At 67.0% G+C, this 22,548-nt stretch carries 25 protein-coding genes; 9 read left to right on the forward strand and 16 right to left on the reverse strand.

The features are described 5' to 3' along the window. Positions 1-60: 60 nt before the first annotated feature. Positions 61-966, forward strand: coding sequence for a LysR family transcriptional regulator (locus OE647_RS05060; protein WP_263720582.1), 906 nt, complete (start codon positions 61-63; stop codon positions 964-966). A gap of 18 nt (positions 967-984) precedes the next feature. Here OE647_RS05060 and OE647_RS05065 read toward each other — a convergent pair whose 3' ends face one another. Genes OE647_RS05065 through OE647_RS05080 form a run of 4 tightly spaced genes read right to left on the reverse strand, consistent with a single transcriptional unit; the run spans position 985 to position 3,936 of the window. Beyond that, entirely contained in the window at positions 985-1,911 is a 927-nt protein-coding gene (locus tag OE647_RS05065; protein WP_263720583.1) for an OmpA family protein, read from the reverse strand. Continuing rightward, a complete protein-coding gene (locus tag OE647_RS05070; RefSeq protein ID WP_263720631.1) occupies positions 1,908-2,441 on the reverse strand; it encodes a peroxidase-related enzyme in 534 nt (177 codons plus the stop codon). The genes OE647_RS05065 and OE647_RS05070 overlap by 4 nt, the downstream gene beginning before the upstream one ends. Positions 2,442-2,500: 59 nt before the next feature. After that, a complete protein-coding gene (locus tag OE647_RS05075) occupies positions 2,501-3,208 on the reverse strand; it encodes a GNAT family N-acetyltransferase (protein WP_263720584.1) in 708 nt (235 codons plus the stop codon). After that, positions 3,205-3,936 (reverse strand): competence/damage-inducible protein A, encoded by a 732-nt coding sequence (locus tag OE647_RS05080; RefSeq protein WP_263720585.1) that lies wholly within the window; start codon positions 3,934-3,936, stop codon positions 3,205-3,207. The genes OE647_RS05075 and OE647_RS05080 overlap by 4 nt, the downstream gene beginning before the upstream one ends. A gap of 120 nt (positions 3,937-4,056) precedes the next feature. Between OE647_RS05080 and map the strand changes: the two genes are divergently transcribed. Further along, complete coding sequence (gene map, locus OE647_RS05085; protein WP_263720586.1) at positions 4,057-4,869, forward strand: type I methionyl aminopeptidase; 813 nt, start codon at positions 4,057-4,059, stop codon at positions 4,867-4,869. 93 nt (positions 4,870-4,962) lie between these two features. Here the strand turns inward: map and OE647_RS05090 are convergent, their stop codons facing one another. Genes OE647_RS05090 through OE647_RS05100 form a run of 3 tightly spaced genes read right to left on the reverse strand, consistent with a single transcriptional unit; the run spans position 4,963 to position 7,375 of the window. Beyond that, positions 4,963-5,610, reverse strand: a complete 648-nt coding sequence (locus OE647_RS05090) for an HAD family hydrolase (protein WP_263720587.1) — start codon at positions 5,608-5,610, stop codon at positions 4,963-4,965. After that, positions 5,607-6,170: a 16S rRNA (guanine(966)-N(2))-methyltransferase RsmD gene (gene rsmD / locus OE647_RS05095; RefSeq protein ID WP_263720588.1), complete on the reverse strand. Its 564-nt coding sequence runs from the start codon at positions 6,168-6,170 to the stop codon at positions 5,607-5,609. The genes OE647_RS05090 and rsmD overlap by 4 nt, the downstream gene beginning before the upstream one ends. Further along, positions 6,167-7,375 (reverse strand): NAD(P)/FAD-dependent oxidoreductase, encoded by a 1,209-nt coding sequence (locus OE647_RS05100; protein WP_263720589.1) that lies wholly within the window; start codon positions 7,373-7,375, stop codon positions 6,167-6,169. Before OE647_RS05100 ends, rsmD begins: the two co-directional genes overlap by 4 nt. A gap of 78 nt (positions 7,376-7,453) precedes the next feature. Here OE647_RS05100 and OE647_RS05105 point away from each other — a divergent pair, with 78 nt between their 5' ends. Together OE647_RS05105 and OE647_RS05110 are read left to right on the forward strand one after the other, a co-directional pair. Then, positions 7,454-7,939, forward strand: a complete 486-nt coding sequence (locus tag OE647_RS05105) for a peroxiredoxin (protein WP_263720590.1) — start codon at positions 7,454-7,456, stop codon at positions 7,937-7,939. Between the two features lie 74 nt (positions 7,940-8,013). Further along, positions 8,014-8,499, forward strand: coding sequence for a peroxiredoxin (locus OE647_RS05110; protein ID WP_263720591.1), 486 nt, complete (start codon positions 8,014-8,016; stop codon positions 8,497-8,499). Between the two features lie 18 nt (positions 8,500-8,517). Here OE647_RS05110 and OE647_RS05115 read toward each other — a convergent pair whose 3' ends face one another. The 5 genes from OE647_RS05115 to OE647_RS05135 all read right to left on the reverse strand — a co-directional run bounded on the left by OE647_RS05115 (position 8,518) and on the right by OE647_RS05135 (position 12,022). After that, a complete protein-coding gene (locus OE647_RS05115; RefSeq protein ID WP_318527932.1) occupies positions 8,518-8,886 on the reverse strand; it encodes a 4a-hydroxytetrahydrobiopterin dehydratase in 369 nt (122 codons plus the stop codon). A 1-nt stretch (position 8,887) separates the two neighbouring features. After that, positions 8,888-9,502, reverse strand: coding sequence for a glutathione S-transferase family protein (locus OE647_RS05120; RefSeq protein WP_263720592.1), 615 nt, complete (start codon positions 9,500-9,502; stop codon positions 8,888-8,890). A gap of 59 nt (positions 9,503-9,561) precedes the next feature. Next, positions 9,562-10,704, reverse strand: a complete 1,143-nt coding sequence (locus OE647_RS05125) for a GNAT family N-acetyltransferase (protein WP_412174928.1) — start codon at positions 10,702-10,704, stop codon at positions 9,562-9,564. A gap of 80 nt (positions 10,705-10,784) precedes the next feature. After that, positions 10,785-11,558 carry a glycerophosphodiester phosphodiesterase family protein gene (locus OE647_RS05130; RefSeq protein ID WP_263720594.1) on the reverse strand — a complete coding sequence of 258 codons (774 nt, stop codon included), beginning with the start codon at positions 11,556-11,558 and terminating at the stop codon, positions 10,785-10,787. Beyond that, positions 11,558-12,022 (reverse strand): RidA family protein, encoded by a 465-nt coding sequence (locus OE647_RS05135; RefSeq protein WP_263720595.1) that lies wholly within the window; start codon positions 12,020-12,022, stop codon positions 11,558-11,560. The genes OE647_RS05130 and OE647_RS05135 overlap by 1 nt, the downstream gene beginning before the upstream one ends. Positions 12,023-12,309: 287 nt before the next feature. On the opposite strand from OE647_RS05135, the gene OE647_RS05140 reads away from it, so the two are divergent. Then, entirely contained in the window at positions 12,310-13,050 is a 741-nt protein-coding gene (locus OE647_RS05140; RefSeq protein ID WP_263720596.1) for an MlaA family lipoprotein, read from the forward strand. Next, positions 13,040-13,648: an MlaC/ttg2D family ABC transporter substrate-binding protein gene (locus tag OE647_RS05145; RefSeq protein ID WP_263720597.1), complete on the forward strand. Its 609-nt coding sequence runs from the start codon at positions 13,040-13,042 to the stop codon at positions 13,646-13,648. The genes OE647_RS05140 and OE647_RS05145 overlap by 11 nt, the downstream gene beginning before the upstream one ends. 33 nt (positions 13,649-13,681) lie before the next feature. Here the strand turns inward: OE647_RS05145 and OE647_RS05150 are convergent, their stop codons facing one another. Next, a complete protein-coding gene (locus OE647_RS05150) occupies positions 13,682-15,856 on the reverse strand; it encodes a transglycosylase domain-containing protein (protein ID WP_263720598.1) in 2,175 nt (724 codons plus the stop codon). Between the two features lie 257 nt (positions 15,857-16,113). Here OE647_RS05150 and OE647_RS05155 point away from each other — a divergent pair, with 257 nt between their 5' ends. Together OE647_RS05155 and OE647_RS05160 are read left to right on the forward strand one after the other, a co-directional pair. Then, positions 16,114-16,452 (forward strand): P-II family nitrogen regulator, encoded by a 339-nt coding sequence (locus OE647_RS05155; protein WP_263720599.1) that lies wholly within the window; start codon positions 16,114-16,116, stop codon positions 16,450-16,452. 28 nt (positions 16,453-16,480) lie between these two features. Next, positions 16,481-17,794, forward strand: coding sequence for an ammonium transporter (locus OE647_RS05160; RefSeq protein WP_263720600.1), 1,314 nt, complete (start codon positions 16,481-16,483; stop codon positions 17,792-17,794). A gap of 176 nt (positions 17,795-17,970) precedes the next feature. Here the strand turns inward: OE647_RS05160 and OE647_RS05165 are convergent, their stop codons facing one another. Together OE647_RS05165 and sseA are read right to left on the reverse strand one after the other, a co-directional pair. Then, positions 17,971-19,152 carry an amino acid aminotransferase gene (locus OE647_RS05165; RefSeq protein WP_263720601.1) on the reverse strand — a complete coding sequence of 394 codons (1,182 nt, stop codon included), beginning with the start codon at positions 19,150-19,152 and terminating at the stop codon, positions 17,971-17,973. 10 nt (positions 19,153-19,162) lie between these two features. Further along, the gene (gene sseA / locus OE647_RS05170) at positions 19,163-20,014 is read right to left on the reverse strand and encodes a 3-mercaptopyruvate sulfurtransferase (protein ID WP_263720602.1); all 852 of its coding nucleotides are present in this window, start codon (positions 20,012-20,014) and stop codon (positions 19,163-19,165) included. A 133-nt stretch (positions 20,015-20,147) separates the two neighbouring features. On the opposite strand from sseA, the gene OE647_RS05175 reads away from it, so the two are divergent. Then, positions 20,148-21,572: an amidohydrolase gene (locus OE647_RS05175; RefSeq protein ID WP_263720603.1), complete on the forward strand. Its 1,425-nt coding sequence runs from the start codon at positions 20,148-20,150 to the stop codon at positions 21,570-21,572. Positions 21,573-21,599: 27 nt separating this feature from the next. On the opposite strand, the gene OE647_RS05180 is transcribed toward OE647_RS05175, so the two are convergent. Further along, the gene (locus tag OE647_RS05180; protein WP_263720604.1) at positions 21,600-22,490 is read right to left on the reverse strand and encodes a sulfotransferase domain-containing protein; all 891 of its coding nucleotides are present in this window, start codon (positions 22,488-22,490) and stop codon (positions 21,600-21,602) included. Between the last annotated feature and the right edge of the window lie 58 nt (positions 22,491-22,548).

Genomic DNA, 22,548 nt, shown 5'->3' on the forward strand with positions numbered 1-22,548 from the left:
CTTGCCTGAATTGGACCCGATACCGGTCATCGGCGGGCTAATGTCTAGGTAGGGTATACAATGGATCGGCTGACCGAAATGGAAGCCTTTGCCACAGTGGTCGATCAAGGGGGGTTCACGGACGCCGCGAAGAAGATGGGGATCTCGAAATCCGCCGTCTCCAAGCATGTGTCCGCGCTTGAGGCACGACTGGGCGCAAGGCTCTTGAACCGTACGACGCGTCGCGTCTCTCCTACGGAAATTGGCCTGGCTTACTACGACCGCGCCCGCCGGGTGCTGAATGACGCGGGCGAGGCGGATGCGCTCGTGACCTCGATGCAATCGGCGCCCTCAGGCCTACTGCGGATCTCGGTTGCGACCGATTTCGGGGTGAACCTGCTTTCGCCGATTCTGGGGGACTTCCTGCTGGAATACCCAGAGATCACCGTGAACATGGTTCTGAACAACCGCTACGTCGAACTGATCTCCGAAGGGTTCGACATGGCGATTCGCGTGGGCGAACTGGAAGATTCGACGCTGCGGGCACGCAAGCTGACCGACACGGCCAAGCGCATGATCGGCTCGCCCGCCTATTTCGAGAAATACGGCCGCCCGACCAAGATCGACGATCTGAACGAACACAAGCTCCTGCACTATTCCAACCAGGCCTCCGGCAACGTCTGGAAGATCACCGCGCCCTCGGGCGAAAAGCGGCAGGTGCGCACGGCAGGCTGGCTGACGGTGAACGATGGCCAGTCGCTGCTGAACGCCGCAATCTCCGGCCTTGGCATCGCCTATCTTCCCTCGTTCCTTTACGCCGACGCCATGCGCCACAAGCTGGTGGAGGAGGCGATTCCCGACCTGCCGGTGGAAACGCTGGGCATCTACGCGGTCTATCCGCCGGGACGCTTCACCCAGCCGAAGGTGCGGGCCTTCATCGATTTCCTTTCGGCGGCCTTCGCCGAGAAGGGCCCCACGAACTGGTAAGGGCGCCAGACGCCATGATCAGCGGGTCGAGGCCAGGATGGCCTCGACCCGTCTGTTCTTGCGGCGGCCCTCTTCGCTCAGGTTTGACGCCCGGGGCGCAAGATAGCCCACGCCGTCAGCGGAAAGCTGGGCAGGGTTCGCGCCGAACTCCGTGATCAGGCGGTCGGCGACGGAGCGCGCGCGCTTTTCGGACAGGGTGATGTTGGCAGCCAGGCTCCCCTCGGCATCGGTATGTCCGACAAGCGTCACGATCGCACCGGGATGGCTTTCAAGATAATCCGCGAGCGCATGGAGCGAGGCGAAATCGCCACCGCCCAACTGCGCGGCGCCGGTTTCGAACACGAGATCGTCCAGCGCCACCGCGCCATCGCGCTCAAGCGCCTCGCCCAAGGGCGCGGCAGCGGCGTCCGTCACCGCGGCGACGGCGGCGGCGAGCGCGATGGGCCGCGCCTCCGCCGCGCCGACGCGGGTCAGTTCAACGAAGCCGTGCAGGCTGGACCGGCTGACCAGAAGCGTCACGACCTCTGGGCCCGCCTCTGCGGTGCGTTCGGCGCTGAGGTAATGGAAGTCGCCCAGATCGACATGCATCTGCGGCTCCGGCAACACCTCGATCCCATAGCGGAAATCGAACCCGCCGCAGCCGTTGGTTTCGCATTCGAAGAGCGGCACGAAGCCTTCATCCACCAACTGGGCGCGTAATCCGGCATAAAGCTGCATCGTGGTCTCGATGCCCGCGATCTGCCAGGCGGATCGGTTGACCTGGCCGCTGACCTCGCGGGTCGGCAGCACGCCGTTCTGCCAGGGGCCGAGGGGCAATGCGAATCCATCAAGGGGCGTGACGCTGCCGCCCGATTTCACGGCGCCTTCGGGAAGCGAGAGGGTTGGGGCCGCCAGCCCGGGCAGGGGGGCCGCGATCAGGCAGAGGGCGAGCGCCCTGGCAATCACCGGTGCGCCCCGTGGTATTCCGGGTTGGGCTCCATCGCCGTCGCCGAGGCGACGCGGTTGGTCATGTTGAAGAACCCGGTGACGGAGGCGATGTCCCAGATGTCGCGATCGCTGAAACCCGCATCGCGCAGCGCCTGGCGATCCGCCTCCTCGATCCGGGACGAGGCCAGCGTCAGCTTCTCGGCGAACTCCAGCATCGCGCGCTGCCGGGCCGAAAGCGGCGCCACCCGCCAGTTCATCACCAGCGCCTCGCCCAGAAGCGGGTCGCCCGACAGGTCCCGCACCGCCGCGCCATGGGCCACCTGGCAATACCAGCAGCGGTTGAGCGAGGAGATCGCGACCGCGATCATCTCCCGCTCCAGCTTCGACAGCCCGCTGTCGGCCAGCATCAGGTCGTTGTACATCGCCGTGAAGGCGTTCAGCTTGCCGATGTCGAAGGCATAGGCCCTGAGCACATTGGGCACGAGGCCAAGCTTGTCGGCGCAGACCTGAAAATACTTTTGGGTCGCATCGGGAAGCGGCGAGACCATCGGCAGGTCAAGCGCCGTCGGGCTTTGCTGTTCGTCTGTCAACTGCTCTTCCGACCTGTTCAGGTTCTGTGGACACGGTAATGGTAGTGTCCCACAATCCGCATTCCGAGGGAAGCGTAGAGGGCTCCGGCCGGCCGATTGGCGCTGGTCACGAGGATCGCGAGCCGCGTCGCGCCCTGATCTTGTGCCCAAAGGGCGGCGGCCTGCATCATCTTGGCGGCAAGTCCTTGCCGACGCTCCCGCTCCACCACCACCAGCGCGTGCAGCATCGCGCAATCCCCGTGCAGCGCGACGAAGGCCGTGCCCGCAGCGCGGTCGTTGATCCGGCCCAGGATCGAGGTCCTTGGGCCTTCGGCACGCTCCATCACGGCGATGCGGGCGGGGCCGATCTGATCCTCCGCCCAGATATCCCGCTGGATCTCAAGGGGCGGCCAGATGGTGAAGGTCGAAAGCGCGGGCGTTTCAGCCGCCAGGTCGGCGACCGCGATCTCATGGACATCGACCGGGTCCTTCACCTCATAGCCGCGCGCGGCAAGGGCGGAGTCGAGCGCCTCGTCGCCGGGGCGGATCAGGAACAGCGGCCTCTGGCCGAGTTGCCGGTGGCAGTCCTCGGCGCGCGCGATATCGGCGTCGTTCCAGCCTTCCGTCGCGGTCGCCGAAGAGACACGCTGCCCGCCGTCGCGCCCCTCGCGCACGGTGAAGGCGCCTGCTGCATGGCGGGCGGCCGGCGGCCAGGTTGCGTCGGTCAGGGCGAGGAAATCGGTCATTCCGGCTCTCCGGGATAAAGCGCGGCCAGCCGCGTCATGGCCGCGTCGATCCGGACGGGGTCGGTGCCGCGGATCACGATATTGGTGCCATAGGCCCCGTTCCGGATGAACGGGTAGGAGCCCATCGAAAGATCGGGGAATTGCGCGGCCAGCGCCGCCAGACCTTCGGCGATCACGCCCTCGCCACGGTCGATGCGCAGCGACTGGCTGAGCACCGGGCGCCCGCCGGTCAGACGCGGCAGAAGCGAGGCGACCATCGCCTGGAAGATGTTCGGGACCCCCGCCATGACATGGACATTGCCAAGCGAAAAGCCCGGCGCGGCAGAGATCGGGTTGTCGATCAGGGACGCGTCGGCGGGGATACACGCCATGCGCAGGCGGGCGGCGTTGAACTCAAGCCCGCTGGCGGCGTAATGGGCGGCCAGAAGCGCGCGGGCGTCCTCGCGCACGTCAAGCTCGACGCCGAAGGCGCGCGCCACCGCGTCGGCGGTGATGTCGTCATGAGTCGGCCCGATGCCCCCGGAGGTGAATACATGGGTATGCGCCGAGCGGAGCGCGTTCAGCGCGGCCACGATCGCCTGGGCGTCGTCGGGCACGACGCGGATTTCCCGCAGGTCGATGCCGACGCGGGTCAGTTCCCCGGCCAGGTAATGCGCGTTCGCCTCGCGCGTGCGGCCCGACAGGATCTCATCCCCGATGATCAGGATCGCGGCTGTGGGGTTGGACATGGGGTGCTCCTTTGGCCGGTGCGGAACTTGGTATAGGCGCGCGAACGGTGTCGGGGAAGGGGGGGCTCTGGCCAAGGGGGTATTTCTTCACTATCTAGGGGCCGAAACGCAGAAAGGGGAATGCCGGTGGATGAGCCGCGCGGCCGCATGACGAAGGACGGCATCAGGATATATGAACCGGCGGATTTCGCGGGAATGCACGCCGCGGGACGGCTTGCCGCCGAGATCCTGGACGAAGTCGCCCCCATGGTCGAGCCGGGCGCGACGACCGGGGATCTCGACGATTTCATCCGCGCGCGGGTGGAAAGCGCGGGCGCGGTCTCGGCCACGATCGGGTATCGGGGCTATCAGCATGCCTCCTGCATCAGCGTGAACCATGTCGTCTGCCACGGGATTCCGGGGCCGAAACTGCTCAAGGACGGCGATATCCTGAACATCGACGTGACGGTGATCGTGGACGGCTGGTTCGGCGACACGAGCCGCATGTATGTGGCCGGATCGCTGAGCCGCAAGGCGGAACGCCTGATCCAGGTGACGCATGACGCGCTGATGAAGGGGATCGAGGCGGTGCGCCCCGGCGCGACCTTCGGCGATATCGGCCATGCGATCCAGACCCATGTCGAGGCGCAGCGGATGAGCGTCGTGCGCGACTTCTGCGGGCATGGTTTGGGCCGTGACTTCCACGCGCCGCCGAACGTGCTGCACTACGGCCGTCCCGGATCGGGGCCGCGGCTGGAAGAGGGGATGTTCTTCACTATCGAGCCGATGGTGAACCTGGGCCGCCCCGAAACCAAGGTGCTGGCCGATGACTGGACCGCTGTGACGCGGGACAAGTCGCTGTCCGCGCAGTTCGAGCATTCGGTGGGGGTGACGGCGGACGGCTGCGACATCTTCACCCTGTCCCCCGCCGGGCGGTTCCACCCGACCTGGTGATCTCGCCGCCTTCGACGCTGATCCGGCCCGGGGGGGCGCTGCCCCCCACAGGCCGCCCCCGCCCCCTCCGGGGGCATTTCGACAATGAAGAACTCAGAGACCGAGAAGGGCCGGAAGCTCCGCCATGTCGCGGAAGGGGCGGGCGCCCGCCTCGGCGAGTGAGGCGCCATCGCCCAGTGGGGCGTAGCCCAGGCAGGCCATGCCGGCGGAACGGGCGGCGCGGGCGCCGGTGGCGCTGTCCTCGATGACCACGCAGCGCGCCGGTTCCGCCCCGATGCAGGATGCAGCGTGCAGGTAGAGGTCGGGTGCCGGCTTGGGACGGGCGACATCCTCGCGCGAGAAGATGCGCCCCGCGAGGCGCCGGTGCAGGTGGGGATGCTGGCCCAGCGTCACCGCCATCTTGCGGTGCGGGCCGTTCGAGCCGACCGCGTAGGCGACACCGGCGGCATCCAGGGCGTCAAACGCCGCCTCGATGCCGGCGATCAGGGGCGTGCCGGTGGCGAGGCCCTGGAAGATCTCGGCGTAGATATCATCGATCCAGTTTTCGCCGATCCCTGCGCCGCGGGTGCGGGCGGTTTCGGCCACGCTCGCCATGGTGCCGCCACGGAAGAGCGTCTTGACCTCATCCGGGGCCATCGGTAGGCCGTGGCGCGTGAGGTTGGCCGCGATAATCCGGTCGGTTAGCGGTTCGCTGTCGACGATGACGCCATCGCAGTCGAACAGGACGGCAGCGGGCCTCATGACGGGGCCCTGAGAATAGTCACGACCGTATCGCCATAGCGGCGCTGGTCGATTGGGTCGAAACCCTCGGGCGGCTCGGGGGGTGTTCCCTCCTCCCACACCACGAGCGCGCCGGGGGTGAGCCAGCCGCCGGCCAATGCGGAGGCGAGGGCGGCCTCGCCCAGCCCCTTGCCGTAGGGCGGGTCGAGGAAGACAAGCCCGTAGCCGGGGCCGCGGTTCGGGCCAAGACGGGTGGCATCGCGGCGCCAGACATCGGTGACCCCCATCGCCTGCATCTTCTCGATGTTGCGGCGCAGGAGCGCGCGCGCGGTCGCACCATCATCGACGAAGGCAACGCGGGCCGCGCCACGCGAGAGCGCCTCCAGCCCCAGCGCGCCGGTTCCGGCAAACAGGTCGAGCACGCGGGCACCCGTGACCGGATCGCCCCGCCCGGCGTTAAGGAGCAGGTTGAAGATCGCCTCGCGCACGCGGTCGGTCGTGGGGCGCAGATGCGCGGCCTCGTCCCCTGCGCCGACATCGGCGAGCTTCAGGCCGCGGCGCGCGCCCCCGATGATCCTCATGCCTTCAACAGCGCCTTCAGATCGGTGGCCGGGTCCGCGATGGCGGCGGGATCGGGGGACCTGCCCCCCTCGATCAGGCGCTTGCCGACCATATAGGCGCGGCTGTCGTTCATCGCGTCGAGCGCGAGCAGCTGGTCGCCCTGATAGTACCAGAAGCTGACCGCATCGCCGTCGCCCTTTCGGGTTACGATCCGGTCGTAGCCGGTGTTGAGCCCGGCGATCTGAAGCTTCACATCGTATTGGTCAGACCAGAACCAGGGCTTGGCCTGATAGGGTTTTCCCGCGCCCAGCATGTTCGCGGCCACGCATTCGGCCTGGTCGATGGCATTGCCCACGCTTTCCAGCCGGATGCGCCCGCCGTCGTGCGGGAAGGACGCGCAGTCGCCCGCGGCCCAGATCGACGGGTCCGAGGTGCGGCCCAGCTCGTCCGTCCGGATACCGTTTTCGAGGGCAAGTCCCGCGGCCTCCGCCAGGTCGGTGGCCGGCGCGATACCGACGCCGACGATCACGAAGTCGACGGGGATCTCGGTTCCGTCCGAAAGCCGTGCGGCGCTGACCCGGCCCTCGCCCAGCAAGCGGTCGAGGCCGGTGGATTCGAGGATCTTCACCCCATGGCCTGCATGCGTCTCGCGGAAGAAGGCCGAGGTTTCGGGCGCGGCCACCCGTTGCAGGATGCGCAGCGCCATTTCAACCAGCGTCACGTCCAGGCCAAGCTTGGCAGCCACCGCCGCGGCCTCCAGCCCGATATAACCGCCGCCGATCACCAGAAGCCGGCGGCCCGGCTGGAACTCGGGCGCCATGGCGTCCACATCGGCAAGGGTGCGGACGGTGTAGACGCCTTCCAGCGCGCCGCCGATCGCGGCGGGCAGGCGGCGCGGCACCGATCCGGTGGTCAACGCGAGCTGGTCGTAGGAAAGCGTCTCTCCATCGACGGTCAGGGTCTTTGCGGCCGGGTCGATGGCGCCGACCTTGGCGCCGAGCTTCAACGTGACCCCCTGTTCTTCCCAGAAGGCGGGGGCGCGCAGGTAAAGCCGCTCCAGCGTCATCTCGCCCAGCAGGTAGCCCTTGGACAGGGGCGGGCGCTGGTAGGGGGGGGCGGGTTCCTCGCCGATCAGGGTCAGAGGGCCCTCATATCCCAGGCTGCGGAGTTTCGCGGCGAGCGAGGCGCCAGCCTGGCCCGCGCCCACGATCACAATTCCGGACATGCGCAAATCTCCTCTGGTCCCGGCTGAGCGCGACCCTATATCGCTCGCTCAGCCAATTGCAACTCTTGGGGGATTCGCATGATGATTTCGGTCGGGGACGCGCTTCCGGACGTGACGCTTCTTGAGATGGGGAGCGACGGACCGGTGCCGGTCAGCCTGGGCGCGCGTCTGAAGGGGCGGCGGGTCGTGATCTTCGGTCTGCCGGGGGCCTTCACGGGCGTCTGCTCGACCTCGCATGTGCCGAGCTTCATCCGCACACGCAGCGGCTTCGCGGAAAAGGGCGTCGATGAGGTGATTTGCCTGGCGGTCAACGATCCCTTCGTGATGGGCGCCTGGGGCGAGACGACGGGCGCGCGTGCGGCGGGGATCACCATGCTGGCCGATGCGGCGGGCGCGTTCACCCAGGCGATCGGCATGGACTACAGCGCGCCGGAGCGCGGCCTGATCGGACGCTCGAAACGCTATGCGCTTCTGGCCGAGGACGGGGTGGTCACGCTTTGGCATCCCGAACCGGACCGCGGGTGCAGCATCTCTGGCGGAGAGGCGCTGCTCGACGCGATCTGAGTGCGCGACCGCTAGCGGAACCTGCCGGGCTCACCTATCTTTCACGTCTAGGACAACGCGCGGAGGATGATTTCATGACGATTGAGGTTGGCGGGCGTCTGCCCGAGGCCACGTTTTGCCGAATGGGCGCCGAGGGGCCGGAGCTGGTGCAGCTTTCGGACCTGACCCGGGGCCGCAAGGTGGTGCTGTTCGCGCTGCCGGGGGCCTATACCGGCCCCTGCTCGACAATCCACATGCCCAGTTTCGTGCGCACCGCGGATGCGTTCCGGGCGAAGGGGGTCGCGGACATCTTCTGCATCGCGGTCAACGATCCCTTCGTGCTGAAGGCCTGGGGCGAAGCGACGGGTGCCACCGCGGCCGGGATCGGCCTCTTGGGCGATGCCGACGGCAGCTATACGCGCGCGCTGGAGATGGACTTCACCGCGCCGCCGATCGGGCTTCATGGCCGCTCGAATCGCTATGCCCTGGTGCTTGAGGACGGGGTGATCACCGCCGCCAATGTCGACAAGCCCGGCGTTTGCGACATCTCGGTCGGCGAGGCGCTTCTGGCCAAGCTCTGAGCGATGGGAAAAGGGGGCTCAGGCCCCCTTTTTCGCGTGCAGCTCGCGCAGGCAGGTCACGGGCTCCGAATGGTCGGCCTGAACTTCCGCCGCGCCTGCAATCTTGTCCATGCGGCGCGCCAGCGTCACGTCGAGCGCCGAGAGGCCGCCGCAATCATGGGTCGTCAGCGTTACATCGACGGTGTTGTAGATATTCGTCCACTCGGGATGGTGGTTCAGCTTCTCGGCCACCAGCGCCGCCCGCGACATGAACCCCCAGGCCTCGGAAAAGCTGCGGAACTTCCAGATCTTCCGGATCGCGTCGCGGTCGGGGACGGCCCGCCAGCCGCCCTCGCCCAGCGCCGGAAGGTCCGCCGTGCGTTCGGATTCGGTCAGCAGCGTGGCCATCTCAGATCTCCTTCTCCTTCATCGCCGCGTTGTCGGCGGCATTGGCGCGCAAGAGCGCCGGGCGTTCCTTGATGCGCTCCCAGTAATCGGTGAAGGCGGGGCGCGCCTCGATCGTGCCGAACTGAAGTCCGTAGCCGATCTGCGAACCGGTAGCGACATCGGCGGCGGAAAAGGCTTCGCCGGCGAGGTAGGGGGTCCTGGCAAGCTGGCTTTCCAGCGCGGCATAGGTCGTTTCCAGCGTTCCGAAGCCGACCATGGCGCGCCGGTCCTCGGGCACTGTGAAGCCCAGCGCCTTGTTGATGATCGCTGCCTCCAGCGGGCCGGCACCGAAGAACAGCCAACGGTAGTAGGCGCTGCGGTCGGCGGGAGCCAGTCCGGCCTCGGGGAAGGCATCGGCAAGATAGGCGCAGATGGCGGCGTATTCGGTGACGACCCGGTCCCCGTGCACCAGCGCGGGGACCTTGCCCATCGGGTTGATCGCCAGGTATTCCGGTGCCTTCATCTGCGCCCCGTAATCGAGGTAGCGCACCTGGTAGGGTTGGCCGACTTCCTCCAGCATCCAGCGCGCGATGCGCCCGCGCGACATCGGATTCGAATAGAGGATCAACTCGGCCATTCTCGCCTCCCGCAATGACCACGAATTGTCTCGTTGGTTCGGGGAAACATCAATAGGGCTCAGGATCCCTTGCGGAAGGGCCCGTAGCCGGTCAGCACCTCGATCTCCTGGCCGATGGCGTCACGCTCGGACCAGAGATAGCGGGCGACCGCCGCGCGGAAGGCGGGCTCGGCAATCCAGTGGACCGAGTGAACCTGTTCCGGCAGATAACCGCGCGCGAGCTTGTGTTCGCCCTGTGCCCCCGCCTCGACCCGCGTCATGTCGCCTTCGATAGCGAAGTCGATGGCCTGGTAGTAGCAGCATTCGAAATGCAAGCAGGGGTGATCCTCGACCGCGCCCCAGTAGCGACCGTAAAGCGTGTCGCGCCCGATGAAGTTCAATGCCCCCGCGACCGGTCGCCCGTCGCGTTCCGCCAGGATCAGCAGAACGTCGTCTCGCATCGTCGCATGAACCTCGTCGAAGAAGGCTCGGGTCAGGTAGGGTCGCCCCCATTTGCGCCGCCCGGTGTCCTGGTAGAAGGTCCAGAAGGCATCCCAGTGCTCCGCCCGGATATCGTCGCCGGTCAGGCGCCGGATCGTGCCGCCGAAGGCTTGCGCGACCTGCCGTTCCTTCCGGATCGTCTTGCGCTTGCGCGAGGAGAGGTTGGCCAGGAAATCGGCAAAGTCCCCGTACCCCCGGTTTTCCCAGTGGTATTGCTGGGTGACGCGGTGCAGAAGGCCCATGGCCTCGGCCGCGGCGGCCTCTTCCTTGGTGCAGAACGTGGCATGGAGGGAGGAGATCTTCGCCTCCGACGCGATCTGGACCGCGCCTTCGATCAGTGCCGCTCGCCCGGTGGTTTCCCAGCCCGGCGCGGTCAGGAACCGGCGGCCCGTCGCAGGCGTGAAGGGAACCGCGATCTGGAATTTAGGGTAGTAGCGCCCGCCCGCGCGTTCCAGGGCGTCCGCCCAGGCGTGGTCGAAGATGTATTCGCCCTGGCTATGGGATTTCACGAACAGGGGCGCCACGGCGACCGTGCGCCCCTCCGCCCGCACCGCCAGCGGGCGCGGATCCCAGCCGGTCTGCGGCCCGACCGAGCCTGAGCGTTCGAGGGCCATGAGGAACCTGTGTGTCGTGAAGGGATCAAAGGGGCGGCCCGTCGCGGCCTCCGGGCAGGCGCAGGCGTCCCATTCGTCCGCCGCGATGGCCGCGAAGCCCGGCAGCAGCGAAACCTCGACCTCTTTGGCGTTTCCGTCGGGCAAGGCGGCCTCCTTCCCTTGCCAAGGTGGGGCGCGGCGCGGCCACGTCAAGCGGGGATGACGGCAGGGTAGCCCTCGAAGGTGATATTGTCGGCGTGGAGGCGCGCCTTTGCCTCGATCTCGGGCGAACGCACGGTCCAGCAAAGGATCGCAGCCCCCGCGGCCTTGAGTTCCGCGACCCGTGGCCGGGCAAGGTCGGCGACCTCGTGCGAAATGAAGCTTGCCCCGACGCGGTCGTAGTCAGGGATGTCGCGCAGATGGTCCCGCACGGCGCGCGTGAGCAGCGGCCAGTCCTCGCCATAGGCGCTCGTGGTGATCCCGCGCGGACGGTCCGGGGCGAAATCCGCAAGGGCAGCCACCGAATGCGGGTTGAAGGACATGAGGGCCACATGGCCGTCGTAGCCGTGCAGCGCGCGCGCGACCGCCTCTTCCAGCGGGCCCACGCCGGGGCCCATGTTGCCGTCCTGGTCCTTGATCTCGACCAGCACCGGTGCCCGTCCCGCGACCAGCGCCAGGATCTCGGCGAAGGTCGGGATGCCGTCGTCGGCGTCCAGAAGCCGCATCGCCTCCAGGGCGGTCGCGCTATGTCCGCGGACGCGCCCGGGCTGGCCGGTGAGGCGGCGAAGGTCGTAGTCGTGAAAGACCATCGGCACCTCGTCGCCCGAGGGCTGGATGTCGATCTCGATCCCGTAGCCCGCGGCCACCGCCGCCCGGATCGCCGCGCGGGAGTTTTCGGGTCGCCCCGCCGCGCGGTCGTGGAAGGCGCGGTGCGCCAGCGGGCGGCGCAGGAACGCCGCGGGCAACGGGATGGTCTTTGGCATTATTTCACCTGGAAGATCGCCTCGATCTCCACCGCGACGCCAAGCGGCAACGCGGCCGCCGACACGGCCGAGCGCGAATGGCGTCCGGCGTCGCCCAGCACCTCGACGAGGAAGTCGGAGCAGCCGTTGATCACCTTCGGCTGGTCGGTGAAATCCGCCGTGGAGTTGACGAAGCCGGTCAGCTTGACCACCCGCGTAATCCGGTCGAGGTCGCCGCCGCAGGCCGCGCGCGCCTGCGCCAACAGGCTCATCGCGCAGCGTTTGGCCGCCTCGGCGCCGGCCGCGACGTCCATGTCCGCACCGAGCTTGCCCTTGATGAGCCCGTCCGGCCCCTGGCTGATCTGCCCCGAGACGAAGACAAGATCGCCCACCTGGACGAAAGGTACATAGTTGGCTGCGGGCGCGGGGGCATCGGGCAGCACCACGCCAAGCTCGGCAAGGCGGGCGTCGATCATTCCGGTCATTGGGTTCTCCTGTCTGGTTTTGCGTGGAAGCTAGCGGCGCGCCCTTCCGGGGGGAAGGAGAAATGCGACCTGAACCCCTGCGCTTGCGTCCCCGCGCGGTCGTGCCAGCGCGGCACGGGCGCAACGCTTGTGCGCCAATCCGGGGCAATACAAGGGAAAATCGGGCTCCGGCCTTGAAACGCCCCGTCTCGACAAATATTGCAGGCCGGTGATTGCGACGCCGGTCCAGACTGGCCTATGCTGTCGGGTGCATTAAACGGGTCAGGATCTTTCCGGTGTCAGGTTTCATGTCCAGTAACTTTCGCGTCGCGCCCCTTGGCCTGATCGCGGCTGCGGGGCTTCTTGCAGGCTGCGCGCAATTGCCCGAAGGGGCCGAGTTCAGCGACCCCTATGAGGCGAAGAACCGCGGCGTTCACGACACCAACGTGGAAATCGACCGGACCCTGTTCGGCGACGGAAAGCAGAAGGGGATCATCCCGACCTTCCCGCGCCCGCTTGCCAAGGGCTTCATCAACTTCGCCTCGAACCTCGCGGCGCCGGGTGACGTGGTGAACCGCGTGCTGCAAGGCAAGCCCAAGCCCGCGATCGAGACGACGCTGCGCTTTGTCATCAACACGACCGTGGGGATCGGCGGCCTCTTCGATCCCGCGACGGCCATGGGGATCGAGAAGGACGAAACCGACTTCGGCGAAACGCTCGCGGTCTGGGGATCGGGCGAGGGCGACTACATCGTGATTCCGATCATCGGCCCGTCGACCGAACGCGACGCGGTGGGCTTCGTGGTCGACCTCGTGCTTGATCCGCTCAACGTGCTGCTGCCGCGCCCGGAATCGTCCTATGCGCTGGTTGCGGCGGCCGCGTCCTCCGCCGCCTCTCGGCAGGTTAACGCCGATCTTGTCGAATCAATTCTTTATGAAAGCGCTGATGGTTACGCTCAGGCGCGGATCATATATCTTCAGAATCGTCGCTATGAACTTGGCGAGGATATCTATGTCATCGACCCTTACGAGGATCCCTATGGTCAATGATGGTCTGAGCCGCCGCGGGCTCCTGGCTGCTGCTGCGGGCGGGTTTGCCTTGTCGGTGGCGGGTCTGCCCGCCGCCGCGCTGAACGTCGACGAGGCGCGCACGCTGGTCGACAAGCTTGTGGGCGACATCAATGCGGTCATCGCCTCGGGCAAGAACGAAAGCGCCATGATCCGGGAGTTCGAGCGGATCTTCGCCCGCTACGCCGATGTGCGCTACATCTCGCAAAGCGCGCTGGGCCCGGCGGGGCGGGCGGCGTCCAAGTCCGACCTGGCCGCCTATACGGCCGCGTTCCAGGGCTACATCGCCCGCAAGTACGGCAAGCGCTTCCGCGAGTTCATCGGCAGCCAGATCCAGGTGACGGACGCCCGGCCGATCAAGAGCTTCTATGAGGTCGTGTCGGTGGCGAAACTCAAGGGCCAGAGCCCCTTCGACGTGCGCTGGCATGTGTTCGACAAGTCCGGCAAGGACCTGTTCTTCAACATCATCATCGAAGGCGTCAACATGCTCGCGACCGAGCGGGCCGAGATCGGCGCCATGCTCGACCAGGCGAAGGGCTCGATCCCGGCGCTGACCGCCGCGTTGAAGCGGGCGGGCTGAACGCCCCGCAGCGACCGCCCCGCAGCGGCGGCCTCAGTTGCCGCCGCGCAGGATCGCTCCCAGAAGATCGACAAGGAATCCCTCCGGGTTCGACGGTCGCGGGCGGCCTTGGCCGCGTCCGGTCGCAGGGGCGCCCGGCGCATAGGTCTCGTACACCGGTTCGGCCGGGTAATCGACCGGGTTCGCCATTGGCAGCGGCCGCGCAGGCAGGCCGTCTTCGACCCGCACCATGACCTCGTGCCAAATCTCGGCAGGCAGACCGCCCCCGGTGACGCCGGTCAGGGGCGTGTTGTCGTCGTAGCCCATCCAGACCCCGGTCACGTAATCGGCGGTGAACCCGATGAACCATGCGTCGCGCGCGGCCTGGGTCGTGCCGGTCTTGCCCGCCGCCTGCCGGCCCTCCAGCCGGGCGCGCCGCCCGGTGCCGCTTTCGATCACCTGATGCATCATGTAGGTCAGTTCGCGCGCCGCCTCTTCCGAGATCACGCGTTCCCCCAGGCCGCCTTCCTGTCCGGCAAGGGCCGTATCCTCGCCGCGCAGGCGCAGCTCCAGCATGCCGTAAGGCCGGACCGAGGTGCCGCCGTTCAGGATCCCCGCATAGGCGCCCGTCATCTCCAGCAGCGTCGTCTCCGACACGCCAAGGGCCAGCGCTGGGCCTTCGGCCAGATCGGCCTCGAAGCCGAAGTTGTTGGCGACGCCGCGCACGGCATCGCGGCCGACGGCCTCGGACACGCGCACGGTCGCGGTGTTGACCGAATGGGCCAGCGCCTGGGTCAGTGTGATCGGGCCGCGATAGTCGCGCTCATAGTTCTTGGGCGACCAGTCGCCCGAACCGGGGACGTGGATGGTCAGTGGCGCATCCTCGACGATGGTGTTGAGGTTCCATCCCATGTCGAGCGCTGCGGCATAGACGAAGGGCTTGAAGGTCGAGCCGGTCTGGCGCTTCGCCTGTGTCGCGCGGTTGAAGGCGCCGTTCGCCTGCGCGTCGCGCCCGCCCACCATCGCCCGGACCGCGCCGTCCGCGCTCATCACGACGATGGCGGCCTGCGCCTTGGACCCCGCCTTGAGCCGGTTGGAGAAGATCTGCGCCAGCGCCTCCTCCGCGGATTTCTGGATCCTCTGGTCGAGCGTGGTCTGGATGATCACGTCCTCGGTGGTGTCCGAGGTCAGGAAGGCCGGGCCAGACTCCATCACCCAGTCTGCGAAATACCCGCCCGCGCGCGCGGCGGCTGCCTTGGACAGCCGCGCCGGCTGGGCCATCGCCTGGTTGTACTCCTTGTCCGTCAGGTAGTCCTGATCGTGCATCAGGCCCAGAACCACCGCCGCCCGGTCTTGGGACCGCTTCAGGTTGGCGGTGGGGGCGTAGCGCGTGGGGGCCTTGAGCAGACCGGCGAGCATCGCGGCTTCCGCGGGATCGACGGAATTGGCCGATTTGCCGAAGTAGCGTTGGGCGGCGGCCTCGAAACCGCGCGCGCCGGCGCCCAGATAGGCGCGGTTCAGGTAAAGCGTCAGGATCTCGTCCTTGCTGAACTTCGCCTCCAGCGCGAGGGCGAAGGGCACTTCCTTGATCTTGCGCCAGACGCCGCCCCGGCGGCAGTCGTCCTCGTAATCGCCTTCCGACTTCCAGACCGACGGGTCGTATGCGACGCCCAGGCACAGAAGCTTCGCGACCTGCTGGGTGATGGTGGAGCCGCCATTGCCCTCAAGCGGCCCGCGCCCTTCCGCGAGGTTGATGCGGATGGCCCCGGCGATGCCGCGTGGGCTGATGCCCAGATGGCCGTAGAAACGCTTGTCCTCGGTCGCGACGACGGCGTTCTTCAGGTAGGGCGAGACCGAGGCCGCGTCGATCTGGCCGCCGAAGGTTTCGCCGCGCCAAGCATAGACCTGCCCGTCCCGGTCGAGAAGCGTGACCGAGCCCTTGGTGCGCGCGTCGACATAGGCGCCGAGCGGCTGAAGCTGGGCGTAGAAGTAGAGCGTCGCCAGCGCCAGGACGCTGGCCACGACGAAACCCACGCGCCAGGAAATCGCCCAGAGCGTCCGGCTCAAATAACCGACCGTGCCGGTGACGAGGCGCACGGGCCAGCTCGACCGCTTGCGCCGACGCTTGGCGGGCGTGCGCTTCGGCGCCGCGGCCTTCGGCTTTGGCGGCTCCTTGCCGTACCGCTTGTCGGCGACCAATGGCGATCGCCGTCCGCCCTTTGAGCTCATCTTCTGTCCGTCCGATGCCTGCCTGATTTTCGGGGAACATAGCCTCAGCCCCGGGAAATGTGGAGAGCGCCAAAGCCATCGGCTGTTTTTTGCTCGCCTATGAAATGGGCAAATGTTCAAAAAAACGCCAATTGTTTGTGTTTTACGCTGTCTGGGCGCCTTCGGACTCCTTGTGCGCGCTTGAATTGCTGCGCCGCAGAATCTCCGATCTCCCTGTCGGTCCCGGACAGGACCCCGTTCCAGCCAAGGAGGGAGACGTGAAACTGATCATCGCGGCAATCAAGCCGTACAAACTCGAGGAAGTGCGCGAGGCGCTGACGGCCATCGGCGTGCGCGGCATGATGGTGTCCGAGATCAAGGGCTTCGGAAGCCAGTCGGGCCATACCGAGATCTATCGCGGCGCCGAATACGCCGTGAACTTCGTCCCCAAGATGAAGCTGGAGATCGCGGTCACCGACGCGATCGCGGACGAGGTCGTGGAGACCATCGCCAAGACCGCCCGCACCGACAAGATCGGCGACGGCAAGATCTTCGTTCTGGATCTTCAGGCAGTGCAGCGCGTGCGCACCGGTGAAACCGGCGACGACGCGCTCTAGGCCCAAACCCCAACGAAAGCGGAAAACCATGATGAAACTGACGAAATTCTCGGGGCTCGCGGCCGCTCTGCTTGCCGCTGCGCCCGCCTATGCGCAGGACGCCGAGCCTGTCATGGACAAGGGCGATGTGGCGTGGATGCTGCTTGCCACCGTCCTTGTACTCTTCATGATCGTGCCGGGCCTGGCGCTGTTCTATGGCGGCCTCGTGCGCACCAAGAACATGCTCTCGGTGCTGATGCAGTGCACGATGATCGCCGCGATGGTGATGGTGATCTGGGTGGTCTACGGCTACTCCTTTGCCTTCGGCGGCGGCACCGGCGCCTTCTGGGGCGGTCTGGGCAAGCTGTTCCTCGCGGGCGTGACGCCCGACAGCATGGCCGCGACCTTCACCGATGGCGTGGTCATCCCGGAATATATCTTCATCGCCTTCCAGATGACCTTCGCAGCGATCACGCCCGCCCTGATCGTCGGCGCCTTTGCCGAGCGGATCAAGTTCAGCGCGGTGATGCTCTTTTCGGCGCTCTGGGTGACGCTGGTCTACTTCCCGGTCGCGCATATGGTCTGGGACGCCTCCGGCCTGATCTTCAACATGGGTGCGCTCGACTTCGCGGGCGGCACGGTCGTGCATATCAACGCCGGGATCGCGGCGTTGATCGGCGCGCTTTTCGTCGGGCCCCGCATCGGGCTTGGCAAGGACATGATGGCGCCGCACTCGATGACGCTGACGCTGGTCGGCGCGGGTATCCTGTGGGTCGGCTGGTTCGGCTTCAACGCAGGCTCCAACCTTGAGGCCAACGGCGGCGCCGCGCTGGCGATGATCAACACCTTCACCGCGACCGCTGGCGCGATCCTCGCCTGGGCGCTGCTGGAAGCGGTGCTGCGCGGCAAGGCCTCCATGCTGGGCGCGGCCTCGGGCATGATCGCGGGTCTGGTTGCCGTTACCCCGGCGGCGGGCTCGGTCGGTCCCGTCGGCGCGATCGTTCTGGGCGCCCTGGCGTCCTCGGCCTGCTACTTCTTCGTCGCGGTCGTGAAGAACAAGTTCGGCTATGACGACAGCCTTGATGTCTTCGGCATCCATGGCATCGGCGGGATCCTCGGGGCCATCGGGACCGGCATCTTCACGGCGCCGGGGCTTGGGGGCACGGGTGGCGATGACTACTCCATCGCCGGGCAGACCTGGATCCAAATCGAAGCCGTTGCCATCACCATCGTCTGGTGTGCCGTGGTCTCGGCCGTGCTTTACCTGATCGTCGACAAGACCATCGGGCTGCGTGTCTCCGCCGATGACGAACGCCGTGGCCTCGACCTGACGTCGCACGGCGAAAGCGCCTACCACGCCTGATGCGGTCTCAGGCCCGCCTGGCGCGGGCTGCCAGGGCGGCTCCGGTTTCCGGGGCCGCCCTCGGTTTTCTCGGCACTAAATAAAGCGGCGCCACTGCGGGTGCCATGGCCGTCGTCGCCGGGGCGACAGCATCGAGCCCCTCGGTCAGGGAGCGCTTCTTGGCGGCGTCTGGCGGCTCAGATCCCGACGGCGAGGATCGCACGGGCGAGGATCGGCACGGTCTTGGTGTTCAGCCCCGCGATGTTCAGCCGCGAATCGCCCACCATGTAGATCCCGTGTTCGGTCCTGAGGCGCTCCACCTGTTCCGGGCTTGCGCCCAGGCGCGAGAACATGCCGCGATGCTGGGCGATGAAGCCGAAGCGGTCGGAGCCCGACAGCGCGCGCAGTTCCTGTGCCAGTTGCTCGCGCAGGGCGAGCATGCCCAGCCGCACCTCCTCAAGCTCTGCCTGCCAGTCGGCGCGCAGGGCGGGGTCGCTCAGGATCATCGTCACCAGCCGCGCGCCGTGATCGGGCGGGAAGGAATAGTTCTGCCGGTTGAGGAAGGCGAGCGTGCCTTGCGTGACTTCGCGCCGGGCCGGATCGGAAAGCGCGATCAGCGCGCCGGTGCGCTCGCGGTAGATGCCGAAGTTCTTGGAGCAGGAGGCCGCGATCAGAACCTCGGGCAGGCGCCCCGCGATCAGCCGCACACCCGCCGCATCGGCATCGAGCCCGTCGCCGAAGCCCTGATAGGCGATGTCGATCATCGGGATGGCGCCGGTCCGTTCCAGAAGCTCGGCCACCGCCTGCCATTCGGGCAGGGTCAGGTTCGCGCCGGTCGGGTTGTGGCAGCAGCCGTGCAGCAGCACCACGTCGCCCGCCTGCACCCCGGCCAGGTCTTCCATCATCGCCGCGAAATCGACGCCGCGCGTTTCCGCATCGAAGTAGCGGTAGGGGCGCATCTGCATACCAAGGTAGTTCAGGATCGTCAGGTGATTGGGCCAGGTCGGATCGGATACCCAGACCGCCGCGCCGGGGTTGGCCAGCCGCACCAGCTCGAACGCCTGGCGGCAGGCGCCCGTCCCGCCCGGGGTTGCGACCGATGCGATGCGGTCGGCGCCCACCGTCCCGGCCAGCACCAACTCGGCCATGGCGGCGTTGTATTCGGGTTCTCCGGCAAGGCCGGTATAGGCCTTGGTCTTCTCGGTTTCCCAAAGCTGCTTTTCGGCGGCCTTGACGGCGCGCATGACCGGCGTCAGGCCGGTCGCGTCCTTGTAGACGCCCACGCCCAGGTCGATCTTGTCGGCGCGCGGGTCTGCCTTGAACTGGCCGATCAGTTGCAGGATCTTGTCCGCGGGTTGCGGTTTCAGGTTGGCGAACATCGGGAAACTCCTAGCCTTTCGCGACCTTCAGGTCGCCGTACATGCCCCATTCCGCCCAGGAGCCGTCGTAAAGCGCGTGATCGTTCTTGCCGATCCGTTCCATCGCCAGGTCAAGGATCGCGGCAGTGACACCCGACCCGCAGGAGGTGATCGCCGGCTTGCGCAGATCCACCCCTGCCTCCTCGAAGATGCCGCGCAACTCAATCGGCGATTTCATCGTCTTGTCGGCATTCAGCAGCCGGCTGTAGGGCACGTTCTTCGAATTGGGGATATGGCCCGAGCGCAGGCCGGGCCGCGGCTCCGGCGCCTCGCCGCGGAAACGCTCGGCCGAGCGGGCATCGATGATCTCGTAATCGCCAAGCTTGGCGGCTGCGGCGACCTGGGTCACGTCCTTGATCATATGCGCCTGGCGGCTGACGGTGATGTGGCGGTCGCGCAGGATCGGCGGCATGTCCTCGACCGGGCGCCCCTCGGCCTGCCACTTGGGAAAGCCGCCGTCCAGGACGGCGACATCGGTCTTGCCCATCAGGCGGAAGGTCCACCAGACCCGCGCGGCGGAAAAGAGCCCCGCCCCATCGTAGACGACGACCTGGTGCCCGTCGCCCACGCCCATCGCGCGCATCCGGCTGATGAACTTTTCGGGCGGCGGCGCCATATGCGGCAGCGAGGAGCGCTGGTCGGTGATCTCGTCCACGTCGAAGAAGCGCGCGCCGGGGATATGGGCGGTCCTGTATTCGGCCTTCGGGTCGCGCCCCGCTTCGGGAAGGTACCAGGACGCGTCGAGGATCCGCAGGTCAGGATCCTTCAGATGCGCCTCAAGCCAGTCGGTCGAAACGAGCGTCCTGGGATCGTTCTGGGCCATGATCATCCCCCTTGTCTCCGGTCCCCTCCGAGATACTGGTCGGGGCGGGACCGTGCAAGGACACTTTGCCGGCCGCTTGCGCGCGGCGCGTGCGCGGGTCATTTATGGCGCGACACGTCACGCGGAGGCAGACATGCGCAACGAACATGCGATCTGGGGGCTGGTCGAGACACATGGGCCGGATCTGATCGGTCTGTCGGACCGGGTCTGGGCGATGCCCGAGACGCTTTACAACGAATACCAGTCCTGCGCGGAACACACCGCGCTGCTTCGCCAGAAAGGGTTCCGAGTGACGGAAAACCTCGCCGGGATCCCCACGGCGGTCATGGGCGAGGCGGGCGAAGGCGGCCCGGTGATCGCGATCCTGGGGGAATACGACGCGCTGCCCGGGCTCAGCCAGGTCGCCGGCATCGACTACCCCGAAGAGCTGGAGCCTGGCGGCAACGGCCATGGCTGCGGCCACAACCTCCTGGGGTCGGCGGCCCTGCTCGCCGCCACGGCGCTGAAGGACTGGCTGGCCGAAACCGGCACGCCCGGGCGGGTGCGCTATTATGGCTGCCCGGCCGAGGAAGGCGGCGCGGCCAAGACCTTCATGGTGCGCGCGGGGTGTTTTGCGGATGTGGATGCCGCGATCACCTGGCACCCCGATTGCATGACGCGGGTGGACGATGCGCTGAGCCTTGCCAACACGCGGATGGATTTCACCTTTACCGGCCGCGCCGCCCATGCCGCCGCCTCGCCGCATCTGGGGCGTTCGGCGCTTGACGCGGTCGAACTGACCTCGGTCGGCGTCAACTACCTGAGGGAGCATGTCCCGCAGGACGCCCGTATCCATTACGCCTATCTGGAGGCCGGGGGCAGCGCGCCGAACGTCGTTCAGGCCCGCGCCAAGGTGCGCTATTCGATCCGCGCGCTGCGCCTCGCCGACATGCTGTCCATCGTCGAGCGGGTGAAGGACGTGGCGCGCGGCGCTGCCCTGATGACCGGCACCACGGTCGAGATGAAGGTCTTTTCCGCCGTCTCCAACATGCTTGGCAACGGCGTGATGGAACGCACGATGCAATCGGCGCTCGACGAGCTGGGCGGCGTGCCCTTTGACGCGGCCGACCGCGCCTATGCCGCCCGCATCCAGGCCACGCTGTCCGAGGCCGACCTGACCCAGCCCTACCGCCGTGTCGGCATGGCACCGCGCCGGGACGAGCCGCTTTGCGACTACGTCGTCGGGCTTTATCCCAAGGGCGAGGTGATGATCGGCTCGACCGATGTCGCCGACGTCAGCTGGGCGGTGCCGCTGGTGCAGGTGCTGGCCGCGACCCATGCGATCGGAACGCCGGCCCATAGCTGGCAGATCACCGCGCAGGGCAAGGCGCCGGCAGCCCACAAGGGTATGGTTCACGTCGCCAAGGCCATGGCGCGCTGCGCCGAGAAGCTGTTTCAGGATGGCGCGCTGCTGAAGCAGGCCCAAGCCGAGCACGCCGAAAAGCTGGCACGCGAACCCTATGTCTGCCCCATCCCGGCCGATGTCGCCCCGCCGCTTGTGCCCCGCGCCGCCGAATGACGGGCAACCGGCCTGCCGGGGTCCTGTTTAGGCGTGACCCCGGGACCCCCAAAGCAGCCAGGCGATATCGTCCTCAGGCAGAAGCGCGCGCATCCGCGCCTCGAAGGCGGCCAGTTGGGCCTGTGAAAGCTCACCCTCCCACTTCCGCGAGGTGGCGTTGTTGAAGAACTTGGCGCCCAGGTAGAACTCAGGGCTGTCCGACGCTTGGTCCGCCGCCGTTGCCGCCTTCTTGAGATTTGCGAAGGTGGCGCCCTCGACGATCTCCGCGATCTGGGGCGCGGGCACGTCCATGCCAAGGATGCGGGCCATCTGCCGGACCGTGTCGGGCAGGTTCCCCACCATGTCGGCATAGTGGAAGAAATGGATATTGCCGAGATGTTCCCACCGCTTGAAGGATCGGTAGTGATAGGCGATCGAGTGCAGATCGAGCGCGTCGCTGGACCCGTTGTAAAGCTCGTCCTCCAGGAACATGCGGAACGCGAGGCGCGGATCGTCGGGGTAGCGCACCCGCATCGCATCGCTTTTCATGTGGGCGGCATGGTGGCGCATGGAGAAATGCACGTCCAGCGGGTGACGGTAGACCACGATGTAGGTGCAGCGCGGATCATAGGTGATCCCGTCCAGCGGCGTGTGGCTCTTGATGCAACGCCGGAAGGCCTGCGCATCCAGCTGGGCCTTGCAGTCATCGGGATCGAACAGCGCCCCGTCGAGCCAGAGCGAGCTTTTGCTCATCTCAAGCGGGCTGAGTGCTCGCCCCGCGATCAGGCTGGTGAGGATGATCTGGGCCCAGGTCGTACCGCTCTTGGGCGGGGTGGAGACGATCACGTCATCCGGCCGGACTGAGAACCGCTCCCAGATGGACGATTTGGTTAGCGGCCCCTCATAGACGGCGGACCGGCTCGGCAGTTCTGTGGTCATGTGGACGTACCCCGGGCAAGCGTCGGGAACGATAGCACGGCCCTTTGTGCGCTCAAAG

Source organism: Albidovulum sediminicola, from assembly GCF_025751575.1.
GTDB lineage: Bacteria > Pseudomonadota > Alphaproteobacteria > Rhodobacterales > Rhodobacteraceae > Albidovulum > Albidovulum sediminicola.